The 12,871-nt window shown below is 70.6% G+C and carries 10 protein-coding genes; 6 read left to right on the forward strand and 4 right to left on the reverse strand.

The features are described 5' to 3' along the window. Positions 1 to 1,205 precede the first annotated feature (1,205 nt). Positions 1,206 to 3,041, reverse strand: coding sequence for a LamG-like jellyroll fold domain-containing protein (locus J2S42_RS31070; RefSeq protein WP_307244834.1), 1,836 nt, complete (start codon positions 3,039 to 3,041; stop codon positions 1,206 to 1,208). Positions 3,042 to 3,207: 166 nt separating this feature from the next. Between J2S42_RS31070 and J2S42_RS31075 the strand changes: the two genes are divergently transcribed. The 3 genes from J2S42_RS31075 to J2S42_RS31085 all read left to right on the forward strand — a co-directional run bounded on the left by J2S42_RS31075 (position 3,208) and on the right by J2S42_RS31085 (position 6,002). After that, positions 3,208 to 3,603 carry a YciI family protein gene (locus tag J2S42_RS31075; protein ID WP_307249139.1) on the forward strand — a complete coding sequence of 132 codons (396 nt, stop codon included), beginning with the start codon at positions 3,208 to 3,210 and terminating at the stop codon, positions 3,601 to 3,603. Then, positions 3,600 to 4,793, forward strand: a complete 1,194-nt coding sequence (locus J2S42_RS31080; RefSeq protein ID WP_307244838.1) for an RNA polymerase sigma factor — start codon at positions 3,600 to 3,602, stop codon at positions 4,791 to 4,793. Before J2S42_RS31075 ends, J2S42_RS31080 begins: the two co-directional genes overlap by 4 nt. A 105-nt stretch (positions 4,794 to 4,898) precedes the next feature. Then, positions 4,899 to 6,002 carry a glycoside hydrolase family 19 protein gene (locus J2S42_RS31085; protein WP_307244840.1) on the forward strand — a complete coding sequence of 368 codons (1,104 nt, stop codon included), beginning with the start codon at positions 4,899 to 4,901 and terminating at the stop codon, positions 6,000 to 6,002. Between the two features lie 118 nt (positions 6,003 to 6,120). On the opposite strand, the gene J2S42_RS31090 is transcribed toward J2S42_RS31085, so the two are convergent. Then, positions 6,121 to 6,693: a class I SAM-dependent methyltransferase gene (locus J2S42_RS31090; protein WP_307249141.1), complete on the reverse strand. Its 573-nt coding sequence runs from the start codon at positions 6,691 to 6,693 to the stop codon at positions 6,121 to 6,123. A gap of 308 nt (positions 6,694 to 7,001) precedes the next feature. On the opposite strand from J2S42_RS31090, the gene J2S42_RS42040 reads away from it, so the two are divergent. Together J2S42_RS42040 and J2S42_RS31100 are read left to right on the forward strand one after the other, a co-directional pair. Next, positions 7,002 to 7,712 carry a CdiA C-terminal domain-containing protein gene (locus tag J2S42_RS42040; RefSeq protein ID WP_370879294.1) on the forward strand — a complete coding sequence of 237 codons (711 nt, stop codon included), beginning with the start codon at positions 7,002 to 7,004 and terminating at the stop codon, positions 7,710 to 7,712. A gap of 27 nt (positions 7,713 to 7,739) precedes the next feature. Then, the gene (locus J2S42_RS31100) at positions 7,740 to 8,198 is read left to right on the forward strand and encodes a SitI3 family protein (protein ID WP_307244841.1); all 459 of its coding nucleotides are present in this window, start codon (positions 7,740 to 7,742) and stop codon (positions 8,196 to 8,198) included. An 8-nt stretch (positions 8,199 to 8,206) separates the two neighbouring features. Here the strand turns inward: J2S42_RS31100 and J2S42_RS31105 are convergent, their stop codons facing one another. Further along, positions 8,207 to 10,330 (reverse strand): 3-hydroxyacyl-CoA dehydrogenase NAD-binding domain-containing protein, encoded by a 2,124-nt coding sequence (locus J2S42_RS31105; RefSeq protein ID WP_307244843.1) that lies wholly within the window; start codon positions 10,328 to 10,330, stop codon positions 8,207 to 8,209. Between the two features lie 14 nt (positions 10,331 to 10,344). Then, entirely contained in the window at positions 10,345 to 11,559 is a 1,215-nt protein-coding gene (locus J2S42_RS31110) for an acetyl-CoA C-acetyltransferase (protein ID WP_307244845.1), read from the reverse strand. Positions 11,560 to 11,671: 112 nt separating this feature from the next. Between J2S42_RS31110 and J2S42_RS31115 the strand changes: the two genes are divergently transcribed. After that, entirely contained in the window at positions 11,672 to 12,868 is a 1,197-nt protein-coding gene (locus tag J2S42_RS31115; RefSeq protein WP_307244846.1) for a TetR/AcrR family transcriptional regulator, read from the forward strand. Positions 12,869 to 12,871: the final 3 nt, after the last annotated feature.

Here is a 12,871-nt window from a genome sequence, read left to right on the forward strand (position 1 = left end):
GTCGGCCAGGCGGAGCCGAGCAGATCATCGGCAGGGCCGCCAGCTTGGGTGGGGGTCGGCATGTCCGGCGCTGGGGCGCCGGTCATGCCTTTGTTGCGGTTGGGTGGGGGGTGGCGGCCCTGCCGATGATCTGCACCTCAAGGGTGGTCGACAGCAGACGGGGCAGCCAGGCGGTGGCGATTTGCGCGGTGCGCGCCTTGAAGATCGAAGGCGGGTTCCGTTCCCGGTAGGCGGGAGGTGATCTTCTTGTGTCGGTGGCTGCTGTCGGTCGTCTGAAGTGGTCGTCGGACGCAGCCGGTATCTCGTTGCGGTGGGCTGATGAGGCGCCTGTCGATTCTGTGCCGGGAATGTCGGCATTTGGTGCCGTGGGATTGCGGCGTGGGTGGTGCGGATCTCGTTGTGGAGTGCTTGCTGGGCCTGAGTGATCAATCAGTGGAGCGAAAAGGATATCAACTTCGCTAAATGATATCCTTTTTGCTCCACTGATTGATCACTTAGGGTTGCTAGGTCGATTTATGGCCAGATGGCGGCTGCTGATCTTATCGCTGAATGCCGCAATAGGGTGATATTTCCGGCGCCGGGACATGATGGCAACGCCTTTGATCTCTTATCCCACGCGGACACCTGTCGCCGCACCACGCGAGACGACGGGGTCTTGTCGCGCGCAGCCTCCGCCGGTGTGACCAAGGCTGGCGGGCCCGGCGATGATCTGTTCGGCTCGTCCCGGGCGACGGGTAGACGGGGCATTCGGGCACCCGAAACCTAGCCGGCCACCACGAAACTCAGCCGGGCCAGCGGCCGTCGAGCCACCCGGAAAGTCACGCCCTCCGGGGACCTGCCGGAGGCGCCTTCGCTCTTTCCGAGCCCTGTTCCGCCGGCGGCTGACATCGCTCGCCCGCGGAACCAGGCCCTGATGCCGAAACGGCTCGGTGCGTCCGTACCGGTGGCCAGGATCTGCACCGCAGGGATCTTGCCGCCTCGGTCCATGTGGGGGAGGGGCGCCGGCGACCACCGTTGCTCGCTCCGAGCGTGCGGAATCCTCCCGCCGGAAGCGGGTGCATCCGCCCTGGAGGTTGCCGTCTCGCGAAGCCGCCGGGCCGCGATCCGCGAGACGGCGCTACCCCTGACGGACCGACAGCGGGGTAGGCGGGCGCCGGGCGGCGCGCAGGGTGAGTGGTGGGCCGCCCGGCGCCCTGGGGGAAGGTCTAGAACGTGCTGGTCAGGAAGTCACGGGTGGGGAGAGCACGGGCGGTGATGCGGACGTCGCCGATCCAGCCGTAGAAGCCCTGGCCGAAGCGTTCGGCGAACTGGGTGGCGCCGATGGTGAAGGGCTTGCCGAGCGTGGCAATGCCGCGCGACGGCTGGGTGGGGTTACGGGCGATCTTCGAGCCGTCGATGTAGATGGTGGTGCGGCGGCCGTCGTTGACCACGGCGACGTGCATCCAGCGGCCGACCGGGAGGGCGTGGCTCCACGAGGTGGGGTCGGCGTCGCGGTCGTTCGGGTAGACCACGTACTGGAGGAAGCGCTCGCCGGAGAGGTTGAGGCTGCAGGTCGGTTCGTCCTGGGACCAGCCGCTGGTCTTACCGGCGTCGCCGGACCGGCCCTGCCAGCTCAGGATTCCCATCCACGCGTGGTCGCCCTCGAACGGCGCGGGGAGTTTGATGAACGCCTCGATGGTGTAACCGCGTTCGAACGTCAGGGAGTTCAGCGGCGCGGACGGGCCGGTGGCGAGGATGGCGCCGCGGTCGGGGGACTTGCCGCCGTTGAAGCGGATGCTCGCGTGTGCGGGCGCGCCGAGGTGGTGGTCGGCGGAGAGCAGCAGCGGTGCGCCGGCGCCGATCGACGCGACGGTCAGGTCGTTGCCGCGCTTGGCCAGGTCGCGGACCACCGTGCCGTTCGCGACCGTGGCGCCGTCGGTGAGGCCCAGGTTGTCGAAGCGCCAGTAGGCGACGGTGTCGCGCAGCACCACGGCGGAGGCCGGGCGGGACGCGGGTGGCACGATCGGGGCGAAGCCGGCGAACCGCGCGTCGAAGTCGATCGGCAGGGAGAAGCGGTCGACCGGGCCGGTCAGTTCGATCGTCTCCTCCTCCAGCGCGGTCCGCTTCGCCGGGTCCTTGGCCAGGAACCACGGGGCGATCGTGGACACGTCGATCACGCCGCGGGCCAGGTCGAACGCGTACAGGCGGATCATCCCGGCGCCGCCGTAGTAGCGGTCCTGGTAGTTGGTGATGTGCACGTGCACGTCGTGACCGGCGTCGTTCTTCAGCACGGTACGGCCGGGCGGCCAGTAGTGGCCGTTCAGCGTCAGGAAGATCTGGTCGTTGCGCCGGATCAGCTTGTCCCACAGCGTCTGGCCGTAGGAGGAGAGGTACGCGGTGCCGTTGTCGTCCGCGTAGGCCAGGTCGTGCGTGGTGACGATCGCGGGCAGTGTCCGGTGCTCGTCCAGCACGGACTGCGCCCAGGCGACACCGGCGTCGGAGATCCGCCAGTCCAGCGCCAGGATCAGCCACTGGCGGCCGCCGGCCTTGAGCACGTGGTAGCTGTTGTAGCCGTCCGGGGACGCGCCGCCGAACGTGGGCGCCTTCGCGAACCGCTTCGGGTTGAACGCCCGCAGGTACGCGGAGTCGCCGCGGGTGTCGGCCGTGGTGCCGCCGTTGATGTCGTGGTTGCCGGCCAGCACGCTGTACGGGACCTTGCCGTCCAGCTCCTTGAACGTCTTCGACGCCAGCTCGATCTCGTGCTCGCTGCCGTGCTCGGTGACGTCGCCGAGGTGGGTCATGAACGCGACGTTGCCGTCCTTGCGGGCCTCGCGGAGGTACGCGAACGTGGCCCGCAGCGGCTCCGGGTCGGACGCGTCCTCGTCGAAGAGGTACTGCGTGTCCGGCAGCACCGCGATCGAGAAGCGCGGGCTGTCCACGTCGAACTTTCCGCTGCCGGCCTGGGCGGGCGCGGCGTCGAGCACGCTGCCGGCGACGAGCCCGGCGGCCGGTGCGGCGACCGCGGTCTGCAGCAACGTGCGGCGTGGCAGGCGCTGGGACATGGTGACTCCCAAGGTGTGCTTCGGGTGATCCGGCGTGAGCCTGGCCCGCGACGATGGCCGGGAACTGAAAAATCACGATCGTCCACGGGTACGTGTCGAGAACGGCCCGCTGGCTTCTACCTCGTCATGAGAACGTCGACGACATGAGGAGCACACCGTGAAGTACATGCTGATGATGCAGTTCTCCCAGGCGAGCGCGGACTTCCCGCAGATCTCCACGTGGAAGCCGGAGGAGATCGAGCGGCACATCGCGTTCATGGGGGAGGTGAACGCGACGCTGACCGCGTCCGGCGAGTGGGTCTCCGGTGAAGGGCTGGCCGACCCGGCCGAGCTGAAGATCGTCCGGTCGGACGCGAACGGCACGCCGGTGGTGACCGAGGGGCCGTTCCCGGAGACGAAGGAGTTCCTGGCCGGCTACTGGATCGTGGACGTGGAGACGCCGGCCCGCGCGCTGGAGCTGGCCGCGTACGTGTCGAGCGCGCCCGGCCCGGAGGGCAGGCCGCTGCACATGCCGATCGAGGTGCGCCAGATCATGGAGGCGCCGACGCCGGACGCCTGGTGACCCGTTTCTCCGGGGAGGACCTGCTGCGCGATCTCGCGCCGCAGGTCCTCGGCGTGCTCACCCGCCGGTTCGGCGACTTCGCGGCGGCCGAGGACGCGGTGCAGGAGGCGATGTTGGCCGCGTTCCGGCAGTGGCCGGACGAGGGCCTGCCGGCCAATCCGCGCGGGTGGCTCATCCAGGTCGCGCACCGGCGGTTCATCGAGCAGATCCGCAGCGACGGTGCGCGCCGCCGGCGCGAGATGTCGGTCTTCGCGCTGAGCGACCCCCTGGTGGATGCCGTCGCGGAGACCCGGGACGACACACTGGAGATGCTGTTCCTCTGCTGCCATCCGGCGCTGTCCCCGGCGTCCGCGGTCGCGCTGACGCTGCGCGCGGTCGGCGGGCTGACCACGGCGGAGATCGCCCGCGCGTTCCTGGTGCCGGAGGCGACGATGGCGCAGCGGATCAGCCGGGCGAAGCGAACCGTGGCCGCCGGGTTCGCCCGGCCCGGTGACCTCTCGGCCGTACTCCAGGTGCTGTGTCTGATCTTCAATGAGGGACACACCAGCTCGGCCGGGCCGTCGCTGCTGCGGGTGGAGCTGTCCGCCGAGGCGATCCGGCTGGCCCGGGCCGTGCGCGCACTGCGCCCGGACTCCGCGGAGACCGGCGGGCTGCTCGCACTGATGCTGCTGACCGAGGCGCGGGCGCCGGCGCGGACCGGGCCGGTCGGTGAGCTGGTGCCGCTGGCCGCGCAGGACCGGTCGCGGTGGGACGCGGCCGCGATCGCGGAGGGAATCGCGCTGGTGCACGAGGTGCTGCCGCGCGGGCCGGTCGGGCCGTACCAGGTGCAGGCCGCGATCGCGGCGCTGCACGACGAGGCACCGACCGCGGACGAGACCGACTGGCCGCAGATCCTGGCACTGTACGGCGTCCTGGAGCGCCTGACGCCGAGCCCGGTGGTGACGCTGAACCGGGCGGTGGCGCGGGCGATGGTGGACGGGCCGGCCGCGGGGCTGGCGATGCTGGACGCGCTCGCGGAGGATCCGCTGTTGGCCCGCGGGCACCGGCTGCCCGCGGCCCGGGCGCACCTGCTGGAGATGGCCGGGTCCGTCACCGAGGCGATCGCGGACTATCGGCTGGCGGCGGCGCGGACGGCCAGCGTGCCGGAGCGGAACTACCTCACGCTGCGTGCTGCCCGGCTCGCCGAATGAACTATAAGGTTCATTTACCGTTCCTTTAGGCCGCCGCTCATGCCGCCGCTGACACGATCATCCGGTCCTCGGATACACGGCTGTGCGGAATGGGAGTGGTGTGCGGTGAAGCTTCGAGTCGTCGCTACGGTACTGGCGATCGCGGGGGCGGGTACCGCCGCCGCGATCCTGCCGATGACCATGGCCTCGGCGGCCGAGTGCGCCAGCCCGTACAGCGCGTCCGCGGTGTACTGGGGCGGCAGCACGGCGTCGTTCGGCGGGCACAACTGGAAGGCCAAGTGGTGGACGCAGGGTGAGCAGCCGAGCGCGGCCGGGACCGGGGTCTGGGAGGACCAGGGGTCGTGCGGCGGCGGTTCGTCCTCGGGCGGGGGTACCACCGCGGCCTGTAATCACCCGGCGTGGCATGCCGGTAAGGCGTATGTGACCGGAAATATCGTGAAGTACACGGACGGTAAGTCCTACATAGCCGAGCACGACAATCCGGGGTACGACCCGATCATCAGCACCTGGTTCTGGGAGCCGTACACCTGCTCCGGTGGCGGCGGCACCGTCCCCACCCCGCCGGCGCCGACCGGCGGGACCAACCCGTCCGGGTTCGTGGTCTCCGAGGCGCAGTTCAACCAGATGTTCCCGGCGCGGAACCAGTTCTACACGTACGCGGGTCTGGTGCAGGCGCTCTCCGCGTACCCGGCGTTCGCCGGCACCGGCAGTGACACCGTGCGCCGGCAGGAGGCCGCCGCGTTCCTCGCCAACATCAACCACGAGACCGGCGGGCTGGTGCACATCGTCGAGCAGAACACCGCGAACTATCCGCACTACTGCGACGCCGGCCAGCCGTACGGGTGCCCGGCCGGCCAGGCCGCGTACTACGGTCGCGGGCCGATCCAGCTGAGCTGGAACTTCAACTACAAGGCCGCGGGTGACGCGCTCGGCATCGACCTGCTGCGCAACCCGAACCTGGTGCAGAACGACGCGGCCGTGGCCTGGAAGACCGGCATCTGGTACTGGATGACGCAGACCGGCCCCGGCACGATGACCGGCCACGACGCGATGGTGAACGGGCGTGGCTTCGGCGAGTCGATCCGCAGCATCAACGGCGCGATCGAGTGCAACGGGGGCAACCCGGCGCAGGTGCAGAGCCGGGTCGCGGCGTATCAGAAGTTCGCCGGAATCCTCGGCGTGACGCCGGGCGCGAACCTCAGCTGCTGAGTCGTCGCACAGTAACGAGGCCGGTGCCGCCCGTCGCGGCACCGGCCTCTCTGTTCCTGTTTCCCGGGTACGGCGTGAGCGCGCCCCTTGCCTGTCAGATGATCAGGCCGGACCGGTCTTACGCCGTTTCCCACTTCAGGGTCAGCCGTAGCCCGATCGTGCCGTACCGTTCGATGTGGATGTTCGTGAATTCGCTCCGCCGCGCCAGCCCGGTCAGCTGCTCCGGCGTGTGCGCCCGGCGGCGCAGCCAGCCCAGCGTCACCCGGGTGTACAGCGCCTTGCCGCCGGTCAGCCGCATCGGGCCGACCTGCGCCGCGATCCGCGCGCGGGTGGCCCGCGGGTCCAGGTCCTCGATCATCGCCACGCCACCGGGCCGCAGCACGCGGTGCATCTCGTTCAGCGCGCCGACCGGACGGAAGACGTTCGTGAACGCGGCCTGACAGATGATCAGGTCGAAGGACGCGTCCGCGAACGGCATCGTGGCCGCGTCACCCTGCCGGGAGTCGACGGTCACGCAGTGCGCCGCCGCCCGCTCGCCGACCATCGCGGCGAACGTGTGACTGGTGTCCAGCGTGGCGACGCACGCCCGGCCGGCCAGCTCGACCGCGAGATGACCCGGGCCGGTCGCCACCTCGAGAATGTCGGCCGCGTGCGCGGTCAGCCGCGCCGCGTCCGCCCGCCACTCGGCCAGCTGGCTCCCGGTGCCCGGACCTGGGCGTAGGGGTGCGCCATCGCGCCCTCCATCTCCGGGCTCAGCCTGCTCTGGTCATGTGTTTCTCCTGTTCACGGCTTGGATTCGCGATCAGGAGGCCCGTCAAGGCAGGGAGTGCACGCGCGGTAGTGCGTGTACTACGCTCGGCGGTCGGGATCTCCACGACGGCACCGGGCGAGGTGACTTCCTTGGCGCGGCCCAGAGGATCGGGGGACGGCGGAGGTGCCCCGCCGGCCCACGGCGACGGCGACGGCACGACACCGCGTCACCGCTCCAGCGGAACATCCGTGAGCAGCGTGGCCGACGGCCAACGGATCGCGGCAGAGGAGGCGGATGCCGGCCGGGCGCCCGGATCGCGGACGGGAACCGGCTGGCCCGCCGGATACGGTGGCACCGCAGGCCGGAGTTCCGACGGCACCGGCACCGGGTGGCCGGAACGTGACGGGCGCGACGAGCCGGCGTCCGGCGCCGACAGCGACCCCATCGGTGATCAGGACTCGCCCGTGGACCGAGACAATCTCCTCACTCAGCCGACCGGTGAGGAGGGCGGCGAGCCGTCGGGCAGGCCGACCCGGATCAACCCGAGGGACGACTACCCGACCCGCCGATCCCTGGAGATGGAGAATTCAGCGGCTGCTCGGCTCGCCGCGGAAGGCTATCGGGTCGAACAGAACCCGTCGCCTCAGGATGTCGCGCAAGCCCGGCAGAACGCCGGTGATGCGGGGTTGCCGCAGAAGAGACCGGACTATCTGATCGAGGGCCGGGTGTTCGACGCATACTCGCCGACCGCTGCGGACAAGACGGTGTACTACCTCGCCGACGAGGTGCAGGCCAAGATTGTGAAGGGCCAGACGCAGCGGGTGGTGGTCAACCTAGAGGATTGGCGTGGAGACGTGGACGCGTTGCGGAGGCACTTTCACGATTCGCCGGTGCCGAACCTCAAGGAACTGAAGATCATCACGCCGGAGGGCGACATCATCCAGGTAGTTCCCGAGTAATCAGTCCTGACGAGGAGAGCGCGAGACATGGGAATCGAGTATCGGCTGACCTTGGCCGGAGCCGTCCCCGCCGATGAGGTGGCGATGCGGGCGATGCCGGAGGTGGCGGACCGGCCGGTCGGCAGTCCGGCGTTGCTGTCGGCGGATCTGTACGACAGCCACGGCTTCTTCTTCACCATCGTGCCGAGGAAACGCGGTTCGGTGGCCGCGGAGGCCGACGACGGCATGTGGACGTGGGATCTCTCGGAGAACGTCATGGTCAGCTTCGACATGGACAAGTTCGACGAGGCTGAGCAGGGCGAGCGTGCGCTCGCCGCCATGCTGGTGGTGGTGGGCCGGGTGCTGGGCAGCGGTGATGAGGATGCCGCGTTGACGCTGAACGGCGATGTGCTGCTGCTGACCCGGCTCGGCGGCGTCACGGCGAAGCACAGCCGTGCCGCGTGGTGGGAGCACCACGCCGCCATCGGGGACATCATTCAGGGCTGAGTGGCCCGCTACTCGAAGCGCTCGCCCCGCTCCGCCTTGCGCAGGAGCAGCGGTGGGGGTGTGAAGCGGGGACCGTAGCGGTCGGCGAGCTGGTTCGCGCGGGTGATGAAGCCGGGGAGGCCGCCGGGGTACTGGTTGATGTACTGGAGCACGCCGCCGGTCCAGCCGGGGTAGCCGATGCCGAGGATGGAGCCGATGTTGGCGTCGGCGACCGAGGTGAGGACGCCCTCGTCGAGGCATTTGACGGACTCGACGGCCTCGATGAAGAGCAGGCGTTCCTTGAGGTCCTCGAACGGGATCGCGGACTCGCGCTTCGCGAACGCGGCCAGGCCGGGCCAGAGGCGGGTGCGCCTGCCGTCCTCGTAGTCGTAGAAGCCGGCACCGCCGGAGCGGCCGGGGCGGCCGGCGTCGACGAGGTGGTCGATGACGGCGTCGGCGGGGTGCGGGACCCAGGCGTCGCCGGCGGCCGCGGCGGTCTCCTTGCGGATCTTCTGGGGAAGCGTGAGCGTCAGCTCGTCCATCAGCTGGAGCACCGGTGCGGGGTAGCCGGCCTGGCTGCTGGCCTGTTCGATGGACGGCGCGGGCACGCCCTCGGCGAGCATGGCGACGCCCTCGTTGGTGAACGTGCCGATCACCCGGCTGGTGAAGAAGCCGCGGCTGTCGTTGACCACGATCGGCGTCTTGCGGAGGCGGCGGACGACCGCGAGCGCGCGGCGCAGCGTCTCGTCGCTGGTGTGCGCGCCGCGGATCACCTCGACCAGCGGCATCCTGTCGACCGGGGAGAAGAAGTGCAGCCCGGCGAAGTCCGCCTGGCGGCGGACGCCCTCGGCCAGCATCGTGATCGGCAGTGTCGACGTGTTCGAGCAGAGCAGTGCGTCCGGCGCGACCAGCTCCTCGATCTCGGCGAAGACCTTGTGCTTGAGCGCCGGGTCCTCGTAGACCGCCTCGATCACCACGTGGACGCCGGTCAGCGCGGCCGGGTCGTCGGCGGGGGAGATGCGGGAGAGCAGCTCGGTGCCGGCCGCCTCGGTGAGCCGGCCGCGCTGCACGGCCTCGGCGACCAGGCGTTGCGAGTAGCCGAGGCCGCGGGTGGCGGCCGCCATGGACACGTCCTTGAGCACCACGTCGAGCCCGGCCTTGGCGCAGACGTACGCGATCGCGGCGCCCATCATGCCGGCGCCGAGCACGCCGACCCGCTGGAACGGCGGGACGTCGCCGATGTCGCGCGCGTTCGCCGCGTTCAGGTCGAAGAAGAACGCGCCGATCATGTTCTTCGCGATCTGGCCGGTGACCAGCTCCACGAAGTACCGGTTCTCGATCGTGAACGCGGTGTCGAGGTCGACCTGCGCGCCCTCGACCGCGGCCGCGAGGATGTTGCGAGGTGCCGGGTACGGCGCGTTCTTCAGCTCCTTGCGCAGGGTGGCCGGGAACGCGGGCAGCATCGCGGCCAGCGCGGGCGTGGACGGCGTACCCCCTGGAATCTTGTAGCCCTTGACGTCCCACGGCTGGGTGGCGCCGGGGTTCGCCCGGATCCACTCCCGGGCGGCCGGCAGCAGGTCGGCGACGGACGGGACGAGCGCGGAGATCAGGCCGAGATCGCGGGCCGCGGCGGCGCGGTGCCGCTGACCGCGCAGCAGCACCTGGGTGAGCGCGGTGGCCAGGCCCAGCATGCGCACGGTGCGGACCACGCCACCGGCGCCGGGGAGCAGGCCCAGCGTCACCTCGGGGAAACCGACCTCCAGCTTCGGGTCGTCGACCGCGATCCGGTGGTGGCAGGCGAGCGCCAGCTCCAGCCCGCCGCCCAGCGCGGACCCGTTGAGCGCGGCGACCACCGGCCGGCCGAGCGTCTCCAGCCGGCGGAACTGTGCCTTGACGGTCGCGGCCCGGGCGAACGACGCGGCGCCCTGGTCCGGCCCGGGCGTGCGGAGCGAATCGAGGTCGCCACCGGCGAAGAACGACTTCTTCGCGGACACGAGGACCACGCCGGTGATCGAGTCGCGTTCCGCCTCCAGCCGGGTGACGGTCTCCGCCATGCTCCGCACGTAGGCCTCGGTCATGGTGTTGGCGGCGCGCGTCGGGTCGTTCAGCGTGAGCACGACGATGCCGTCGTCCTCGCGGTCCCAGCGGATCATTCGCATAACCTCCGTCAGAGCCGTTCGACGACCGTGGCGATGCCCATGCCGCCGCCGATGCAGAGTGTGGCCAGGCCGTATCGACCGCCGCGCCGGTCCAGCTCGTCGACGAGCGTGCCGAGGATCATCGCGCCGGTCGCGCCGAGCGGGTGGCCCATGGCGATCGCCCCGCCGTTGACGTTGACGATCTCCGGGTCGAACTTCATGTCGTCGATGTAGTGCAGGACCACGGCCGCGAACGCCTCGTTGATCTCGACCAGGTCGACGTCGTCGACGGTCAGGCCGGCCCGGTCGAGCGCCTTGCGGGACGCCGGCGCGGGGCCGGTCAGCATGATGGTCGGGTCGGCGCCGCTGAGCGCGGCGGAGACGATGCGCGCCCGCGGGGTCATGCCGGCCGCTTCGCCCGCGGCCTGCGACCCGACCAGCACCAGCGCGGCACCGTCCACGATGCCGGACGAGTTGCCCGCGTGGTGCACGTGCGCGATGCGCTCGACCCAGTGGTATTTCTGCAGCGCCACCGCGTCGAACCCGGCCTGCTCGCCGATCTGCGCGAACGAGGGCTTGAGCGCGCCCAGACCGGCCAGTGTGGAATCGGCGCGGATGTGCTCGTCGTGGTCGAGGATCAGCAGGCCGTTGCGGTCGTGCACCGGCACCACGCTGCGGCTGAACCGGCCCTCCGCCCAGGCCCGGGCCGCCCGCTCCTGCGAGCGCAGCGCGAACCGGTCGACGTCCTCCCGGGAGTAGCCGCCGATGGTGGCGATCAGGTCGGCGCTGATGCCCTGCGGGACGAAGTCGGTCAGCATGCTGGTCTCCGGGTCGAGCGCCCACGCCCCACCGTCCGAGCCCATCGGCACCCGGGACATCGACTCGACGCCACCGGCCAGCACCAGATGCTCCCAGCCGGACCGGACCTTCTGCGCCGCGATGTTCACCGCCTCGAGCCCGGAGCCGCAGAACCGGTTGACCTGCACGCCGGCCACCTCCGGCGGCAGCCCGGCCGCGAGCGCCGCGGTCTTGGCCAGGTCGGAGCCCTGGTCGCCGAGCGGGGAGACGATGCCGAGCACCACGTCGTCGATGCGTGCCGGGTCGACGCCGGGGAAACGGTGGCGCAGCTCCGCGATCAGGCCGACGACGAGCGAGATCGGCTTCACCCCGTGCAGTGCGCCGTCCTGCTTGCCCCGGCCGCGCGGCGTGCGCACCGCGTCGTAGATGAACGCCTCGCTCATCACGCCTCCCCATCTGCGAACCGGCGTTAACTTTCCGCCTCGTTTCGGCTAGCTGTCAAGGATCTCACGGTTTCCTCGATGCGAACGCGCTCTCACCGGCGGTATGCTTCCGCCGGTGCGTAGCGCAGAGACGATCGAGCCGCCGAGGCGCCGGCCGAAGGACCGCAAGGACCAGATCGCCATGGTCGCGGCCGAGCTGTTCTGCGCGCGTGGCTACCACGGTGTCGGCATCGACGAGATCGCGGCCACGGTCGGCATCAGTGGCCCCGCGGTCTACCGGCACTTCCGCGGGAAGTACGCGATCCTGGTCTACGCCACGCGCCGGCTGATCGAACGCGTGCTGGTGGAGGTGGACGCGGACGACGCCGACCCGGCCGCCCGGCTGGACGCACTGCTCGCGGCGCTGGCCCGGATCGCGGTCGAGGGCCGCAAGGTCGGCGGCCTCTACCAGTGGGAGTGGCGCTACCTGGAGCCGGCGCACGTCGCGGAGTTCACGGCGCAGCTGGCGGTCCTGTCCCACCGTTTCGCCGTACCGTTGCGGGCGGTTCGAAATGATCTTGATGATCGTGGCGCGTCCGCGCTGGTCCGGGCGATGCTCAGCGTGTTCGGCAGCCTCGCCACGCACCGCGCCGCGATCGCGCGCGGCCGCGCCGAGCAGACGCTGCACCGCGTCGGCCTGGCCGTGCTGCACGGGGAGCCACCGGTGCCCCGCACGCCGGGTGACGATCCCGAGCCAGATCAAGATCCCGCGGGGGTACGGCCCGGAGCGCGCCGCGAGCTGATCCTGACCGAGGCGGTCATGCTGTTCCATCGGTACGGCTACCACGCGGTCGGGGTGGACGACATCGCGCACCGGGTGGGCATCAACGCGTCCAGCGTCTACCGGGTCTTTCCCGGCAAGGCGGACATCCTGGCCGCCGCGTTCTACCGGGCGTCCGAGCGGGTGGCCGAGGCGACCGCGGTCGCGCTGGACGGCGCCGTGGACGCGCCGGACGCGCTGCGCCGGATGGCGGAGTCCTACGTGGAGCTGACGTTCGAGCGCAGCGACCTGGTCTCGGTCTACCTCGCGGAGAACAGCAACCTGCCCGGCGGCGACCGGCACGAGCTGCGCAAGGTGCAGCGGCTGCACGTGGAGGAGTGGGTGCTGCTGCTGACCGAGGTGCGACCGGAGCTGCCGGCGCCCGAGGCGCGGGTGCTGGTGCACGCGGCGCTGAATCTGGTGACCGATCTGAGCAGATGGGTCCGGTTCGACCGGCGGACCGGCATGGACGCGCACCTGGTCCGGCTCGCGATGCTGATCATGACCGCGTGAAGT

Origin of the sequence: Catenuloplanes indicus, from assembly GCF_030813715.1 — a bacterium.
Taxonomy (GTDB): Bacteria; Actinomycetota; Actinomycetes; order Mycobacteriales; family Micromonosporaceae; genus Catenuloplanes; species Catenuloplanes indicus.